This is a genomic window from Rhizobium sp. BK176 (genome assembly GCF_024808055.1).
Genome location: NZ_JANUBV010000010.1, coordinates 16042 through 32525, shown reverse-complemented (window position 1 = coordinate 32525; position 16484 = coordinate 16042). Strand labels below are relative to the sequence as shown.

Here is a 16484-nt window from a genome sequence, read left to right as displayed (position 1 = left end):
GTATATAATACAAACGCCTGTGCGAGGTAAGAAACCAATGAAATCGGATTGTCAAGGCTGGCGCATACAAGCCTTAAGATGTCGTCCGGTTTCCATCCGGGTGGCTTACCGTCAACTTGTCTGACACTTTCTCATCCACCGCCAGGGCGCCCTCGATGACCGCTGCGCGCGCAAGGGGCGGGACTCGGCGCCAATCTCCCAGTAGCAACGAGTGGTATTTCTCCTTTACGAGACTAGTAGCCCGCCTTTCGCCAGCCAGCGGCACGAGCTTCTTGCTCGGAACAGAACCAGCGTTCTCCATACTGCGGCGATATTTTCGTAGCCTCGTAATAGTGCTGGCCTGGTACGTGATAAATTCGTTCGCCGGAATCGATGCTGACATTACCCTTGATGTTGCAGGCTGTGCCTCGTTGGACGATCACTCCGTTGTCGATGATCATCGGTTGCGACTGTGCGGTAAACGAAGACTTGATCGGAGCGGACATGAATTCCGGCAATAAAGTATAGCCACCGGCTCCCAGGAATGCTGCTGCCGAACTCAACACTACCATCGTTGGAAACTTCATGTCTTTCCCCTGAAAAACCTCTCAGGGTTGTAACACGGCGAGGTTTATCGGAGCGTATATCACATTGCTAAAATGCCGAATGTTGGCGACGTCGCGCATATCTGGGCGCCCCGGGCTGACTTTCAGGCCTTCCCCGCCGGACGCGGCTTCGCAATGATCGCTCTCGGAGCCTTACAGCGGACCGACCTGCCGCTCAGCCAATAAATCTGCCGAAGGCTCATGGTCATGGCCGGCGATCACGCCTGTCGACACCAAGGTCTCAAAGAACGCGACCTTGAGATCAAAGGACTTCAGCAGTTTTTGCGGCTCGGCTTCACCACAGCATCGTCGAACTCACCCGGCCGCTCCGCCATTTCCACGAAGGTGGTCGTCTTGAGGTGATATGATAGGCGTCGAGGACTTCCGCTGACCCGGCAGCGGTCCGCCATGAACGGATGATCATTTCCCAATTCTCCAACTGTGTGTTTTCAACCTGCCAGTCGCATTGGGTGTTGTCCATGAAGACTGCTCTGCCGGTTCCGAATGAGTCCTTGCCAGCGATTAGCTGGCGAGGATTTCAGACAACAGTTTCGCCACCGTCGACGATCAGGATTTGGCCAGTCATATAAGAAGACCGATCGGATACCAGAAAGAGTATCGGCTCGGCAATTTCGGACACGTCAGCCCAACGTCCGAGTGGCACTTGCGCGCTGATATAGGATTCGATGGCATTTCGCCCGCCCATCTGAGCGATAAACGGTTCGTTGAAGGGTGTGTCGACCCAGCCTGGGCAGAGCGCGTTGACGCGGATTCCAAACTTTGCGTAATCGCCCGCCATCTGCCGCGTCATGGCGATGACGGCATGCTTCGTCGTCGTATAGGCGATCATTTCGCGGTCGTAGAGCACGCCGGATGACGACGAGGTGTTGAGAATAACGCCTTTGCCGGCCTTCTTCATAAGCGGCATCACGAAGCGTGAGGCCATGAAATGCGCCCGCACATTCAGGCTCCACGACCTGTCGAAACCGTCGACGGCAACTTGCTCCAGGTCGCCAGCCACCTGCGCACCTGCGTGATTATGAAGGATGTCGATGCGGCCGTGGCGTGAGGCAACCGCCGCAATTCCAGCCTCCAGTGCCTTATCGTCGGTCACATCGACCACGAGGCTTTCGGCACTGCCGCCTGCCGCCGTGATCTGGCTGACGGACTCCGCGGCGTTCTTGAGATCAAGATCGGCGATGATCACATGGGCGCCTTCTCGTGCCATGATGAGCGCCCCGGCGCGCCCGATGCCCGAGCCTGCTCCGGTGACGATTGCAATGCGGTCCTTGAGTATCATGCATTTCCCCCGGACGGTTTTAGGTTGTCTTTTTGCGCATGAGGAAGCGCGCGATGAGAATGAGGGCCAGCGAGGCAACGAGCACCATCGTCGCAATCGCATTGATCTCAGGCGTCACGCCCCGGCGGATCGAAGCGAAGACATAGATTGGCAGCGTCGTATTCGATCCGGCGACGAAGAAGGCGATGATGAAATCATCGAATGAGAAGGTAAAGGCGAGCAGAAAACCCGCCAGGATCGACGGCATGATCTGCGGAAGCACGATCTGCCGGAATGTTGTCAGCGGCGTCGCGTAGAGATCGCTAGAAGCTTCAACGATGTCGCGCCCCAAACCGGCGATCCGTGCCTTCACGATCATTGTCACCAGCGCCATGGTGAAGAGGCCGTGCGCGGCAATGATCGAACCGTATCCGAGCGCGAGCTTCGGCGGCTGATTACCCGGCCAGACGACTGCGATCAACGGATTGATGAAGCCGAACACCTCGACCAGCGCCACCAGCGTCGCGATGCCGATAACGACGCCGGGAACAACGATCGCCGCAGCAAAGAGGCCGTCGAAAACAGCGCGCATGCGCGTCCCCAGCCGCTCCATGCCGATGGCCGCCATCGTCCCGAAGATCGCGGCAAGCACGGCACTTGTTAAAGCGACGATCAGGCTGTTGCGCAGCGCTTCCATCAGGAAGACGTTGGAAAGCGCTTTCCCATACCACTGCGTCGAGAAGCCGACGAACTCACTCGCATTGCGTCCAGAATTGAAGGAGAACAAGACGACCAGCGCGATCGGCGTGTAGAGAAACAGATAGACGGAGCTGACGAGGACGCGCATCAAACGAGATCCACCTGACGGGTACCCGCAACACGCCAGGCGATGCGCATGGCGACGAGAAGCACCACGACGACGACCGCGACCAGAGTAACCGCAATCGCCGATCCGAACGGCCAGTTGCGTGACTGCAGGAAAAGATCGACCAATGCATTGCCAATGAAGAATACCTTGCCGCCGCCGAGCAACTGCGGGATCAGATACTCGCCGAGCAGGAGGATTGTCACCAGCGCCACGCCCGTCATGACACCCGGCAGCGATAATGGCAACGTGATGCCGAGGAACGTCGAGACGGGTTTTGCGCCGAGGTCGGCGGATGCCTCCAAGAGGCGGTGATCGAGCTTTTCGAGGCTGACATAGATCGGCATGATCATCAAAGGCAGGTAGCCATAGATGATCCCGAGCAGAACCGCGCCCGGCGTGTTGATGAGCCGGACATTCTCGATACCGAAGAGCTCCAGAAGATGCGGAATTCCGCGTGCACCCAGCAAATACATCCAGGCGTAGGTGCGGACGAGAAGACTGGTCCAGAACGGCACGACGACCAGCGACACGAGGAGCAGCCGGCGCTGCGGGCTCGCCTTGACAGCGAGATAATAGGCAACCGGGTAGGCGACCAGCAGACAGGCCGCCGCCCCGATCGGCGCCAGGATCAGCGTATTGACGAAAGCCGTCGCCCGAGAGCCGAGATTGGCAAACTGTGCGAAGGTGAATGCCGCCTGATATCCGCCTTCTGGCGCGCGCTCCCCGAACGCAAAGACAATGATGGCGATAAAAGGCAGCACCAGGAAGACGAACAGCCAGATGCTCGCTGGCCCAACGAGGGCAGCAGTCACAAGGCGCCGCTTGGTGGCAAGTGTCAGAGGCATTGCGTCTTCTTGTCCGCGGATTGAGGGAGGCAAACCGGTCCCCATCGGTGCGGGAACCGGAATTGCCTGGTTGGATCAGGCTGACTTGAAGCGCGCCATGAGCTCGGCACGGCTTGGATCGGTCAGCGTGACGGCGGCACCAAACTCCAGTGGGGTAAGCGCAGCTTCGTCCGGATAGACGATCTTGTTTGACGTGACGTCCATCGGCAGGAGCGATATGACGCGACTGTCGGTCGTCGGCGCGCCGTTTGCGATGTGCTCCTTCACCGCGTTCTGCGGGTCCATCAGATAGTTGAGCAGGGCGTAGCCTGCGGCCTTGTTGGGCGCATCCTTGGGGATCGCGTAGTAGTCCGTCCAGATCTCGCCTCCGTCCGTTCCGAGCACATAGGCCAGTTCAGGCATGTCGCGGTTAAGCTGCGCGCCGTCGTTCGTCCAGCACATCGTCAGCCACGCATCTGTCGACCGCATCGACGGCTGATAGTCCGAGTTGATTGCGAACAGATGTGGCTTGACCTTGATCAGCAGCTCCTCGGCCTTCGCAAGCTCTTCCGGCTTGATCGAATTGAAATCGTAGCCGAGCGAAACCAGCGCGCTGCCAATCGTCGTCAGCTGATAATCATGCACCATGGCCCGGCCATCGGCCTCTGTCTGGGCGATTTCGAAGAAGTCTTTCCAGCTCGAGAGCTTCGTCTTGAGCTTCGAGGTGTTAACCGAGAAGCCGGTTGTGCCCCAGTTCTTCGGCAAGGCGTAGGTCTTGCCGTCGATTTGGCCTTCCTTGGTAAAGCGCGGGCTCTCGTCCTTCTGGCTGAAATTCGAAACCTTCGAAAGATCGAGTTCGTCGATCAGGCCGAGCTTATGGTAGGTCGAGATCGTATAGTTGGTCGGCACGAATAGCGACCAGCCAGAAGCACCGGCCTGCAGCTTCGCGAGCATCTCCTCGTTCGAGCCAAAGACGTTCACCTCGACCGCAACGCCCGTTGCAGCCTTGAAGTTCTCGAAGGTCGCGGGATCATGATAGTTAGGCCATGTCGCGATCGACATCTGCGTGCCGAGGTCTTCTGCGGCATAGGCGGGCGTCGAAAGTGCGCCGGGCAAGCGCGACAGAACGGCAGTCGCAAGACCGAGGCCGGTGACGCCGAGAAAATGGCGGCGGCTGATCGAGCCACGCTTCAGCCGCATGAACTCGTCCATGAAGGCCTCGGCGGAAATGGGAAGATTGTCCTTGTAATCCTTGCTCATGATGCTGCTCCCGTGTTTTGGTCTATGCATTCGATGCTGGAAAAACATGTACGGCAGTGGGGTCGAAGCCGAGGAAAACCTCTTCGCCCGGCTCCACGAGATCGCTCTCGTTCATGCTGCGCCGGTCCGCAGTGATCAGAAAGTCGCCAAGCTGAGGCACGCTCACCGCATATTCGACCGATGAGCCGAGAAAGATGCGGTGCGTCACCATGCCCTTGAGCGAAGTCGCGGTTGCCGCCTTGCCGCGTGTCAGATGGATTGCCTCCGGACGGAGGGCCGCTATCGCCTTGCCCGGCGCAAGGCGCGTGCCAGGCATGATTGCCGAGCCATCCGCCAGCCGGAGTGTCTTGCCGTCGGCTTCCATCGTCGCGGACATACGGTTCGTCTTGCCGACGAAATCGGCAACGAAGAGATCGGCCGGGCGATCGTAGACTTCCTGGGGCGTCCCGAGCTGGCGAATCTGTCCCGCGCTCATCACACATACGACGTCGGCCATCGATAGAGCCTCCTCCTGGTCATGCGTGACGAGTACGAACGTGATGCCAAGCTCGCGCTGCAGCGTCTGCAGCTCGATCTGCATGGCAGAGCGCAGCTTCTTGTCGAGTGCTGCAAGCGGCTCGTCGAGCAGCAGAACCGACGGGCGGTTGACGATGGCGCGGGCTAGCGCCACACGCTGTTGTTGGCCGCCCGACATCTCGTGGATGCGCCGCTTGGCAAAGCCTCCCAGTCGCACCATCTCCAATGCCTCGGCAACGCGGCGATCGATTTCGGCGGCTGCGATCTTCGGGCGCATCTGCTTCAGCCCGTAAGCGACATTCTGTTCGACATTGAAATGCGGAAACAGCGCATAGTGCTGGAACACCATGTTGACTGGACGGCGATAGGCTGGAATGCCATTCATTTCGCGCCCGTCGATCAGGACCGCGCCATCGCTCGGCTGTTCGAAGCCGCCGATCATGCGCAAGCATGTCGTCTTGCCGCAGCCGGAAGGGCCGAGGAGCGCGAGAAACGCTCCCTTGGGCACATTGAGGTTGATGTCCGTCACGGCGGTCACAGCGCCATAGTTCTTTGTGACCGAACGGAATTCGATATCGTTCGTCGAAGCGGATGCCACGTCTGTTCCCTGCGGTTGGTTTGAATCTGGCAGTCTGCGCTGCCTTAATGCCACCGTCGTTAAGGAAAGAGTAAGCCTGAGCGCCTCGCAAGGTATATACCCCGAAAGGGGTATTTAAGCACGCATGGCTTCGTGGAAGGTGTATATGAGATAATGCGCAGTTCCGCGTGGGCGGCAAAGGGAATCCGTCAATGAGCACCGACCTTGAGGCACTGTTCGGCGCCTTCAACGCAACGATCGGAAAGCCGGCTATGGCGGATGTCGAGTTCGGCGACACGCTCCGCCAGATGATGGGCTCACTTGTACGCTTCGACTATGTGGTTGTCTTCGCCTACCGCGGGAAAGAACGGCCGATCGATCTCTATAACACGTTCGACACACAGGAGCATGTCGTCTTCGTAACCCTCTATCAGGCGGGTCCCTACCTGCTCGACCCGTTTTACCACACCGCGCGCGAACGCCGCGAAGGCGTGCTGAGGATGCGCGAGCTGGCGCCCGACCGCTTTTACTCGAGCGAGTACTATCGCACCTACTACGTCCAGACCGGACTTGCCGAGGAAATTGGCTTCTTCGTCAACGCCGACGACGACATCACGATCGTCTTGTCGCTGATGCGCCGCGAGGAGACCGGTGTCTTCCCGCCACGAGAATTCGAGACGCTGAAAAAAGCCAGGCCACTCGTTGCGAGCATGGTCAGACACTATTGGGCGGGGCTTGCACCACGCTTCGATGCTCAATTGGCCAAGCGCGGCAAACGCCGACGCAAGCGGGGCCAAAGCGAGCATATCTCGCCCGCCGATGCCGTATGGGGGGACCTCAACCTGACAAGTCGCGAGGCATCGATCGTCGAGCTCGTCTTGCAGGGCCATTCCTCGGAATCGATCGGCCTGAAGCTGAATATCTCGACTGGCACCGTGAAAGTTCACCGACGCAATGTCTATCGCAAGCTTGGCATTTCCTCACAGACTCAACTGCTGTCCTTATATCTCAGCAATTTTGGATAAGCTGCAGGAACAAGTCAGCCCATCAGCATAGAGGAGACGGGCGACAGTGGCACGGCAGGCCAACGATGAAACATCGCGGCCGTGATCAGCGTACAAGGAAGGGCTCAGTGTAAACATGTTCTTCCAAATTGTTGCCGTCGCCGCCCCGGTCCACCACCGCGAAATCCGAGCGGGCATCAAGCGGCGTGAGGACGCCGTGCCAGACGTTGCGGGCGATATTGATCCCCTGTCCGGGTCCTGTTCGAAACGCCAGCGGTTCACCGGGCCCATTTCCCGTTTCCTCGGCGACGATGACCAGAAACGACCTATCAGTCAAAGGGATGAAGGCCTGGCTTCCGAGAGGATGGCGCTCCACCAGCTCAAGGACCAGTGGTAGTTGGCAGGGTTCGGCGCGGAAAAGACTGATCATCGGACGCGCGTTCTCGCCCGTAGTCTCGATCCTGGCGAGGTCGTGGTACCGGATGCACCGTCCCGCATTGATCGGGAAATTGTCGGCGCCTTCCATCTCGATCACCTCCCCGAAAGGGGAAAATGCCGCCCGGCTCAGCGGCCTTATCTCAATCTCTTTCATTCCTCTTCTCTCTCGTTCGTCCTGCCGCCCTTACTGCTCGGCCGGCGCAACGCGCCGCCCGGTGGATCTCGGCGAACAGGCTCACGGCGCGATCTGCTCCGCTTCGCCGCATCGTCAGTCCTCTGGTCCATGCTGGTTTGTAAACTCAAATCATGCATGCCATTCCCCCTGGAAAATTTGAAAGTCTTCAAGGATCTCGCTGCTTTTCAGGGAAATCGTCCTGTCGGATAGTGGAAGAGGAGTGTTCTGTTCTGGGAGAAAACATGCAGTCAGATTCGCAAGGTGCCGGGCGCCTCACGACCCACGTGCTGGACACGGCCAATGGCAAGCCCGCCGATCGGCTGCGGATCGACCTCTACAGAGTCGAGGACGATGCGCTGCATCATCTCAAGACCACTGAGACGAATGACGACGGCCGTTGTGACGAGCCGCTCCTGTCGGGCGAGGCGCTGAAGACTGGCACCTATGAGATGCGGTTTCATGCCGGGGACTATTTCCGAAGCATCGCCGCCGCATCCGGCTTTCTCGATCTCATCCCCCTCCGCTTTGGCGTGACCGACGAGGACGCGCACTATCACGTTCCCTTGCTCGTCTCGCCCTACAGCTATTCCACCTACCGCGGGAGCTAAACAATGACGGGACCTGCAATCCGCCACGAGCTGCGCTTCATTCTGAACGGACAGGACATTGCACTGACGGGGGTCGCGCCGGACCAGACGCTGCTTGACTGGCTGCGCCTCTCTTGTCAGCTCAAAGGCACCAAGGAAGGCTGTGCCGAGGGCGACTGTGGAGCCTGCACTGTGCTCGTTGGCCGCCTGACCACCGGGGGCAGCCTTGTCTACGAGGGCGTTAATGCCTGCATCCGCTTTGTCGGGTCCCTGGACGGCTGCCACGTCGTCACCGTCGAGCACCTGTCCGGCAGCGAGGGCAACCTGCATCCCGTGCAACAGGCGATGGTCGATTATCACGGTTCACAATGCGGCTTCTGCACTCCCGGTTTCATCATGTCGCTCTACGGGCTGTGGATGCAAACCCCATCCCCGAGCGACCAGCAGATCGAGACGGCATTGCAGGGCAATCTTTGTCGTTGCACCGGCTACGAGCCGATCCTGCGTGCGGCGAGGGCGATTTCCGCCTATGGCGGGACGGATAATGATCCGCTCCTCCTCGAACGCGAAACGATGATCGCGCGGCTGAAGGGTTTGCGCGACGGTGCGCGCGTCGAGATTGGCGAAGGGAAGGATCGCCTGGTTGTCCCGGCAAATCTCGACGACTTCGCGTCCATTCTCGAGGCCTCACCCAATGCCACGATCGTCGCCGGATCCACCGATGTCGGCTTGTGGGTGACAAAGCAGATGCGGGACATCACGCCGGTCGTCTTCATCGCCGGGCTCGATGAGATGAAGTCCATGACCATGAAGGATGGCCTGATCTCCATCGGTGCTGGTGTGACCTACAGCGAAGCGGTGGCGGTCTTGTCGCAGCAAATTTCGCCGCTCGCTGAGCTCATTGCCAGGATAGGTGGCCAGCAGGTGCGCAACATGGGCACGATCGGGGGCAATATTGCCAACGGCTCGCCGATCGGCGACATGCCGCCGGCGCTCATTGCTCTTGGTGCCACGCTGACCTTGCGCAGGGGCGCAACACGACGCACCATTGCCCTTCAGGACTTTTTCATCGCCTACGGAAAGCAGGATCGTCAGCCCGGCGAGTTCGTCGAGGCGGTGCATGTGCCAGTCCCGCAGGCAGACGAAAAATTTGCCATCCACAAGGTAACCAAGCGCCGCGACGAGGACATCACCGCGACGCTGGCCGCGTTCCGTCTGGCGCTTGCCGACGATGGTACTGTTACATCTGTCTGCATCGCCTATGGGGGCATGGCTGCCACGCCAAAGCGCGCCCATGCCGTCGAGGCGGCGCTCATCGGTCAACCCTGGACCGAGGCGACGGTGGAGGCTGCGATGGAGAAATACGCAGAAGACTACACGCCGCTATCAGACATGCGCGCCACAGCAGAGTATCGCGCGCTCGTTGCAAAAAACCTCCTGCTCCGTTTCTACATGGAAACAACCTTGAGCCCGACACCCGTCAAGGTGCACAGATACGAGGCCGCGTAAGCCGATGAACAAGCACACTACCGAACTCAAGCTCGAAACGATCACGGGCGGCGTCCATTCCAGCCCAAGGCACGATTCCGCTCGCAAGCATGTCTCGGGAACCGCTGTCTACATCGATGACATCGCCGAACCCTTTGGTACCCTGCATGCCGGCCTCGGTCTTTCGAGCGTGGCGCACGGCATCCTGAAGTCGGTGGATCTTTCCGCCGTGCGTGCTGCCGCGGGCGTGGTCGCTGTCCTGACCCATGCGGATGTACCCGGGGTCAACGACATCTCCCCCTCCTACATGAATGACGATCCGGTGCTTGCATCAGGCAAGGTCGAGTTTTATGGCCAGCCGATCTTCTGCGTGATTGCCGAAACACGCGAACAGGCGCGTCGCGCCGCCCGTCTGGCAAAAATCGAGTATGAGGAACTGCCGGCCGAAATCGATATCTGGGATCTGGACGTGTCGAGCCATCGCCAGGTCGTCACGCCGCTGACCCTTGAACGCGGTGATGCAACGACTGTCCTCACTGGCGCCCCACGACGAGTGACCGGTCGCATGCGCCTCGGCGGTCAGGACCATTTCTACCTCGAGGGCCAGGTATCGCTGGCCGTTCCCGGTGAAGACGACGACGTCATCGTCTATTGCTCAACCCAGGGGCCGAGCGAGACGCAGCATATGATCGCTCATGCACTTGGCGTGCCGAGCAACGCAGTGACCGTCGAGGTACGACGCATGGGTGGTGGCTTCGGGGGTAAGGAAACCCAGGCCAACCAATGCGCCGCGATCGCCGCCATTGCTGCCAAGAAGCTGAAGCGCGCCGTCAAGATCCGCCTCGATCGCGATGAAGACATGGTTGCCACCGGCAAGCGGCATGATTTCGCGATCGACTACGATATCGGCTTTGATGACGAGGGTCGCATCCTTGCCGTTGATTACACCTTTGCGCTCCGGGCGGGTTTTTCCGCGGATCTTTCCGGGCCGGTCGGGGACCGTGCCCTGTTCCATTGCGACAATGCCTACTTCCTGCCGCACGTTCGCGCGAAGTCGGCCCCGCTCTACACCAACACCGTCTCCAACACTGCTTTCCGTGGCTTCGGCGGCCCGCAGGGCATGGTGGGCGCAGAGCGGGTCATCGATGAGATCGCATTTGCGGTTGGCAAGGACCCGCTTGAGATCCGCAAGCTGAATTTTTACGACCCGATGGGCGCTAAGGGCGAACGCAACCTCACCCCCTACCACCAGAAGGTGGAGGATTGCATCATCCAGCGCATCGTCGCGGAACTGGAGGAGAGTGCTGACTATGCCGGACGCCGGCAGGCAATCCAGGAGTTCAATGCCAGGAGCCGGCTTGTCAAACGCGGCATTGCTCTCACTCCGGTGAAATTCGGGATCTCCTTTACCAAGACGGAGTCGAACCAGGCAGGAGCTCTGGTCCACGTGTATACCGATGGCTCGGTGCACATGAACCACGGCGGCACGGAAATGGGGCAGGGCCTCCATCTGAAAGTGGCGCAGGTCGTGGCGGAGGAATTCCAGATCGACCTCGACCGGGTGAAGATCACGGCAACGACGACCGCCAAGGTACCGAACACCTCTCCAACCGCCGCTTCGTCAGGCGCGGACCTCAACGGTATGGCGGCGCAGGACGCCGCACGCCAGATCAAGGAGCGGCTGATCGCGTTTGCGGCGGAGACTTACAAGGTTTCGCGCGACGAGGTGCTGTTCCTTCCCAACCGCGTGCGCATCGGCGCTGAGGAAATTCCCTTCCCGGTGCTCGTCAAGAAAGCCTATATGGCGCGCGTCCAGCTCTCTGCAGCCGGTTTCTACAAGACGCCCAAGATAAATTGGGACCGCTCCAAGGGTCGTGGTCACGCGTTCTACTATTATGCCTACGGCGCTTCCTGCTCCGAGGTCTCCGTCGACACGCTGACCGGTGAATATATCGTCGAGCGCACCGACATCCTTCACGATACCGGGCGCTCGCTGAACCCGGTCATCGATATCGGCCAGATCGAGGGCGGCTTCATCCAGGGCATGGGGTGGCTCACGACGGAGGAACTCTGGTGGGACGGAAAGGGGCGCCTGAGAACCCATGCGCCATCGACCTACAAGATTCCACTTGCATCCGATCGGCCCAAGGTCTTCAACGTAGAACTGACAGACTGGTCACAGGCCTACGAGCCGACCATCCATCGTTCGAAGGCGGTCGGTGAGCCGCCGCTGCCGCTTGGGCTTTCCGTGCTTCATGCGCTTTCGGACGCGGTGGCAAGCGTTGCCGACCACCGGATCTGCCCGCGCCTCGATGCGCCTGCAACGCCTGAGCGGGTGCTGATGGCGATCGAGCGCGTCAAGGCAGGGAAAAAGGGATAGGACCGATGCTTGGAGCGCGCGAAAATATCCGGGATTTTATCCGACGCGAACCGGCATCTATCCTCATCGAGGTGGCAGGCGCTGCAGGCTCCACGCCGCGCGACACCGATGCCTGGATGCTCGTTTCGGAACGGGCAACCTTTGCGACCATCGGCGGTGGCCAGCTCGAACATATGGCCATCGATCAGGCACGCCGGGCATTGCGCCTCGGGATCCCGGCTGCGGCGATGAATGTGCCGCTTGGGCCGGAGATCGGCCAGTGCTGCGGTGGTCGCGTCAACCTTGTCTTCACAGCGCTCAACCCTGATATCGCCAGGGACCTCATCGCACGCAACGACCGTGACATCGCAACACGCCCTCATGTGTATGTGTTCGGCGCCGGCCATGTCGGCGATGCACTCGCCTATGCGCTGTCGCTGGCACCGCTTCGCGTCGTTCTCGTGGATACGCGGGAAGACGAGCTCAGTGCCTCGACCGCCCCTCACATCGAAACCTGCCTGACGGCCGTGCCAGAAGCGGTGGTGCGTGATGCACCGGCCGGCAGCAGTTTCGTGATCCTCACACATGATCACGCCCTGGATTTCCTGATTGCTGCCGAAGCGCTCCAGCGCCCGGACGCCGCCTATGTCGGCATGATTGGCTCGAAGACGAAGAAGGCAACATTTCGCAACTGGCTGTCACGCGAGGTCGGTGCCCCAGAACTGCTTGCCAACCTCGTCTGCCCGATTGGCGGAACGGCAGTTAAGGACAAACGTCCGGCCGTTATTGCGACCCTTGCCGCAGCAGAAATCACGACTGCGGCGCTCAGCTGGTCGGCGTCGCGCAATCAGCCGGCAACTGCCTCGACAGCCGGTTCCTCTTCGAGCAGCTTTCCGATCAAGCGCTGACAACGATCAGCCATGAAATCGATCATCAGCCGGACCTTCGGGTCCTGAAAGCGTTTGTGCGGATAGATTGCCGCGAGTTGGACAGAGGCTGGCGGGCTATCCTTGAGGATCTCCACCAGGCGGCCTGCATTGAGATCGGCCTTTACCTCGAAGAGCGGCTTGTTGATGATGCCGCGACCCTCCAGTGCCCATTGCGTCAGCACATCGCCGTCGTCACTGTCATAGGGGCCAGCCACATCGAACTTGCGCGGGCCGTCGGCGGTCACCAGCATCCAGAAATATTCCTTCGAACCCGGATAGCGCAGCAAGAGACAGTCGTGCTTGTCGGCGATCAGCGCATCGGCGTTTTCGGGCAGGCCGCGCCGCGCGATATAGGCCGGAGAGGCACACAAGACGCGCTGGCAGTTGAGGATGCCGCGCATGTGCAGGTTCGAATCCTCGAGCACGCCAAGCTTGAAGGCAACATCAACACCTTCGGCAAGGATGTCGACATTATGGTCCGAAAGGCGCACCCGCACTTCGATATCCGGGTACTTGTCATGGAATTCCGGGATGCCGGATGCGATCAGCCTGCGGCCAATGCCGAGCGGCGCGGTAATTCTGAGCGAGCCTTTGGGATTGCGCGACAGATCCGCGATTGCTGCCTCTGCCTCATTCACCGCTTCGATGATCTTGACCGCCCCTTCGTAGAATACGCGGCCATGCTCGGTCGGCGACAGCTTACGGGTCGTACGGTTGAACAGCCTGACGCCGAGGTGGATCTCCAGTTCCTTGATGCGATTGCTGGCGACCGCAGGGGTCACGCGCTGGTCGCGTCCCGCGGCTGAAAGTGTACCGAGTTCGATCACCCGGACGAAGACACGCACATTGTCGAGATAGGACATGAGAGTTTTTACCACACCGTTGCGCGAGGGGCACCGGCGCGATCTTATAGATTTTTTTGAAAGTGTTCGAGGATTAACCGGGATTTTCGGGGAAGTCGCGCGATGGCAGAACCGTACTCAAGAACTGGGAGGTCCCTATGTACGAATATGCTATCGCGTGGGATTGGCTGACGTTCGCCGTCCGCTGGCTGCATGTGATCACGGCGATCGCCTGGATCGGATCGTCTTTCTATTTCGTCGCGCTCGATCTTGGCCTGAAAAAGCGGCCCGATCTTCCACTGGGCGCGTTCGGGGAGGAATGGCAGGTTCACGGCGGAGGCTTCTACCAGATCCAGAAGTATCTCGTTGCGCCCGCCAACATGCCGGACCACCTGGTCTGGTTCAAATGGGAAAGCTATGTCACCTGGCTTTCCGGCTTCGGCATGCTCTGTCTCGTCTATTATGCCGGCGCCGACCTCTACATGATCGACCCCAACGTCCTTGATGTATCAAAGCCTGCCGCGATCGCGATATCGCTCGGTTCGATTGTGCTTGGCTGGATCACCTACAATGTTATCTGCAAGTCGCCCTTCGGCAATGACAATACACGACTGATGGTGGCGCTGTACTTCATCCTGGTCGGCGTTGCCTGGGGTTACACCCATCTCTTCACGGGTCGCGCTGCGTTCCTGCATCTCGGGGCCTTCACCGCGACGATCATGTCCGCGAACGTCTTCTTCATCATCATTCCGAACCAGAAGATCGTCGTCGCCGACCTCATCGCCGGCCGCAAGGCCGACCCTAAGTACGGGAAGATCGCCAAGCAGCGCTCGACGCACAACAATTACCTGACCCTGCCTGTGCTGTTCCTGATGCTGTCCAACCACTATCCGTTGGCATTCGGCACCCAGTTCAACTGGATCATTGCTTCTCTCGTCTTCCTGATGGGCGTTACGATCCGCCATTATTTCAATACCCGCCACGCCAATGCAGGCAATCCGACATGGACATGGCTTGTCACAGCGCTCCTGTTCATTGCCATCATGTGGCTCTCGACGGTCCCGAAGGTGCTGACGGGTCAGTCGGAAGATGCCAGGATCTCGGCCAACCAGCAGCCATTCATCGCCGCTCAAGCCTTTCCCAAGGTCCGCGACACCGTGATGGGACGCTGCTCGATGTGCCACGCGAAGGAGCCGGGTTGGGAGGGCATCATCGCGCCGCCAAAGGGCGTCGTGCTTGATACGGATAGGGACATTGCCGCCCATGCTCGCGAGATCTACCTGCAGGCTGGCCGCTCGCATGCCATGCCCCCGGCCAATGTCACGCAGATCTCCGACGAGGAGCGTCGCCTCCTTGTCTCTTGGTACGAAAGCGCCATCAGCGCGGAGAAAGTTCAATGAACGACATTCTTATCCGCGGCCGCGTGCTGACATTCGTCGCCGAACCCAAGGGCATCGATGACACATCGTCCTACCGCTATATCGAGGATGGCGCAGTTCTTGTGCGAGGCGGCAAGGTGGCAGCGCTCGGCTCCTACATCGACATCAGCAGAGAGGCAGGCGCCAATCTTTCGGTTGTGGATCACCGGCCGAACCTCATTCTGCCAGGCTTTATCGATACGCATCTGCACTTTCCGCAGACCCAGGCAATAGCCTCCTATGGTGCGCAGCTGCTCGAATGGCTGAACACCTATATTTTCGTCGAGGAGCAAAAGTTCGCGCGTGCCGCTCACGCAGCAGAGGTGGCCGACCGTTTCATGGACGAACTGCTTTCAAACGGCACCACCACTGCTGTCGCCTACTGCTCGGTTCATCCGGAAAGCGTCGACGCATATTTTGCAGCAGCTGAAGCGCGTGGCATGTGCGTGATCGGCGGCAAGGTGATGATGGATCGCAACGCGCCGGACGAACTCCGCGATACACCGCAGCGCGGATATGACGAGACGAAGCAGCTCATCGGGAAATGGCATGGCCGCGGCCGCGCACGCTACGCCATCAGTCCGCGGTTTGCCATCACCTCCACACCTGAGCAGATGGACATGAGCAGGGCGCTGGTTGCCGAGCACCCTGATTGCTACGTCCAGACGCATCTCTCCGAAAATCGTGATGAAATCACCTTTGCCACGTCCCTTTATCCCGAAGCGAAGGATTATACGGATATTTACGCGCGGTACGGCCTGCTGAATGATCGCATGCTGCTAGGCCATTGCATCCACATGAGTGATCGGGAGGTCGGCGCTCTTTGCGAAACAGGTGCGGTCGCCGTCTTTTGCCCGACATCGAACCTCTTTCTTGGATCAGGGCTGTTTGACGCTGCGCGTTTCGACAAGCTTGGTGGGCGATGGTCCGTCGCAACCGATGTCGGGGCGGGCACAAGCTTCTCTATGCTGGAGACAATGGATGAGGCCTACAAGGTGCTGCACCTGCAGGGTCAGCGGCTCACTCCGCTGAATTCCTTCTACCGCATGACGCGGGGCAACGCTCTCGCACTCGGGCTTGAACGATCAATCGGCTCGCTCGAGGCTGGCGCCGATGCCGATATCGTCATCCTTGATTCCAGGGCGAAGTCAGCGATGGAATATCGCATGCATACCGTGACATCGCTTGCCGAAGAACTCTTCATTCTCCAGACAATGGGTGACGACCGCTGCATCGCCGAAGTCTACGTCGGCGGCAGGCCGATGAAGGCAAAGGTCCGAAAGGAAAATGCGTCGAAAGCACCCCGGACGCTGGAAACGGCCTGATAGTCCGGTTT

At 59.6% G+C, this 16484-nt stretch carries 15 protein-coding genes; 7 read left to right on the top strand and 8 right to left on the bottom strand.

Going from position 1 to position 16484, the window contains the following annotated elements; translation table 11 throughout:
• Positions 1–233: 233 nt before the first annotated feature.
• The 6 genes from FHT76_RS25490 to FHT76_RS25465 all read right to left on the bottom strand — a co-directional run bounded on the left by FHT76_RS25490 (position 234) and on the right by FHT76_RS25465 (position 5929).
• Complete coding sequence (locus tag FHT76_RS25490; protein WP_183756033.1) at positions 234–566, bottom strand: hypothetical protein; 333 nt, start codon at positions 564–566, stop codon at positions 234–236.
• A gap of 556 nt (positions 567–1122) precedes the next feature.
• Positions 1123–1884: an SDR family NAD(P)-dependent oxidoreductase gene (locus FHT76_RS25485; protein WP_183863942.1), complete on the bottom strand. Its 762-nt coding sequence runs from the start codon at positions 1882–1884 to the stop codon at positions 1123–1125.
• Positions 1885–1903: 19 nt separating this feature from the next.
• Positions 1904–2710: an ABC transporter permease gene (locus tag FHT76_RS25480; RefSeq protein ID WP_183756031.1), complete on the bottom strand. Its 807-nt coding sequence runs from the start codon at positions 2708–2710 to the stop codon at positions 1904–1906.
• A complete protein-coding gene (locus FHT76_RS25475; protein ID WP_183756030.1) occupies positions 2710–3576 on the bottom strand; it encodes an ABC transporter permease in 867 nt (288 codons plus the stop codon). Before FHT76_RS25475 ends, FHT76_RS25480 begins: the two co-directional genes overlap by 1 nt.
• A gap of 75 nt (positions 3577–3651) precedes the next feature.
• The gene (locus FHT76_RS25470) at positions 3652–4815 is read right to left on the bottom strand and encodes a spermidine/putrescine ABC transporter substrate-binding protein (protein WP_183863941.1); all 1164 of its coding nucleotides are present in this window, start codon (positions 4813–4815) and stop codon (positions 3652–3654) included.
• 22 nt (positions 4816–4837) lie between these two features.
• The gene (locus FHT76_RS25465) at positions 4838–5929 is read right to left on the bottom strand and encodes an ABC transporter ATP-binding protein (protein WP_183756028.1); all 1092 of its coding nucleotides are present in this window, start codon (positions 5927–5929) and stop codon (positions 4838–4840) included.
• Positions 5930–6120: 191 nt separating this feature from the next.
• Here FHT76_RS25465 and FHT76_RS25460 point away from each other — a divergent pair, with 191 nt between their 5' ends.
• Positions 6121–6933 (top strand): LuxR C-terminal-related transcriptional regulator, encoded by an 813-nt coding sequence (locus FHT76_RS25460; RefSeq protein WP_183756027.1) that lies wholly within the window; start codon positions 6121–6123, stop codon positions 6931–6933.
• An 85-nt stretch (positions 6934–7018) separates the two neighbouring features.
• Here the strand turns inward: FHT76_RS25460 and FHT76_RS25455 are convergent, their stop codons facing one another.
• Positions 7019–7504 (bottom strand): ureidoglycolate lyase, encoded by a 486-nt coding sequence (locus FHT76_RS25455; protein ID WP_183863940.1) that lies wholly within the window; start codon positions 7502–7504, stop codon positions 7019–7021.
• A 263-nt stretch (positions 7505–7767) separates the two neighbouring features.
• Between FHT76_RS25455 and uraH the strand changes: the two genes are divergently transcribed.
• From uraH to xdhC, 4 genes are read left to right on the top strand one after another with little or no spacing between them, the layout of a single operon-like run.
• Positions 7768–8133, top strand: a complete 366-nt coding sequence (gene uraH / locus FHT76_RS25450; protein WP_183756025.1) for a hydroxyisourate hydrolase — start codon at positions 7768–7770, stop codon at positions 8131–8133.
• 3 nt (positions 8134–8136) lie between these two features.
• Positions 8137–9621 carry a xanthine dehydrogenase small subunit gene (xdhA, locus tag FHT76_RS25445; protein WP_183863939.1) on the top strand — a complete coding sequence of 495 codons (1485 nt, stop codon included), beginning with the start codon at positions 8137–8139 and terminating at the stop codon, positions 9619–9621.
• A gap of 4 nt (positions 9622–9625) precedes the next feature.
• Entirely contained in the window at positions 9626–11980 is a 2355-nt protein-coding gene (gene xdhB / locus FHT76_RS25440) for a xanthine dehydrogenase molybdopterin binding subunit (protein WP_183863938.1), read from the top strand.
• A gap of 5 nt (positions 11981–11985) precedes the next feature.
• Positions 11986–12867 carry a xanthine dehydrogenase accessory protein XdhC gene (gene xdhC, locus FHT76_RS25435; protein ID WP_259129618.1) on the top strand — a complete coding sequence of 294 codons (882 nt, stop codon included), beginning with the start codon at positions 11986–11988 and terminating at the stop codon, positions 12865–12867.
• Here the strand turns inward: xdhC and FHT76_RS25430 are convergent.
• Positions 12807–13751 (bottom strand): LysR family transcriptional regulator, encoded by a 945-nt coding sequence (locus FHT76_RS25430; protein ID WP_183756021.1) that lies wholly within the window; start codon positions 13749–13751, stop codon positions 12807–12809. The genes xdhC and FHT76_RS25430 overlap by 61 nt on opposite strands.
• 137 nt (positions 13752–13888) lie before the next feature.
• Between FHT76_RS25430 and FHT76_RS25425 the strand changes: the two genes are divergently transcribed.
• Entirely contained in the window at positions 13889–15130 is a 1242-nt protein-coding gene (locus tag FHT76_RS25425) for a urate hydroxylase PuuD (RefSeq protein WP_183863936.1), read from the top strand.
• On the top strand, positions 15127–16473 hold the full coding sequence (guaD, locus tag FHT76_RS25420) for a guanine deaminase (protein WP_183863935.1): 1347 nt from the start codon (positions 15127–15129) through the stop codon (positions 16471–16473). The genes FHT76_RS25425 and guaD overlap by 4 nt, the downstream gene beginning before the upstream one ends.
• Positions 16474–16484: the final 11 nt, after the last annotated feature.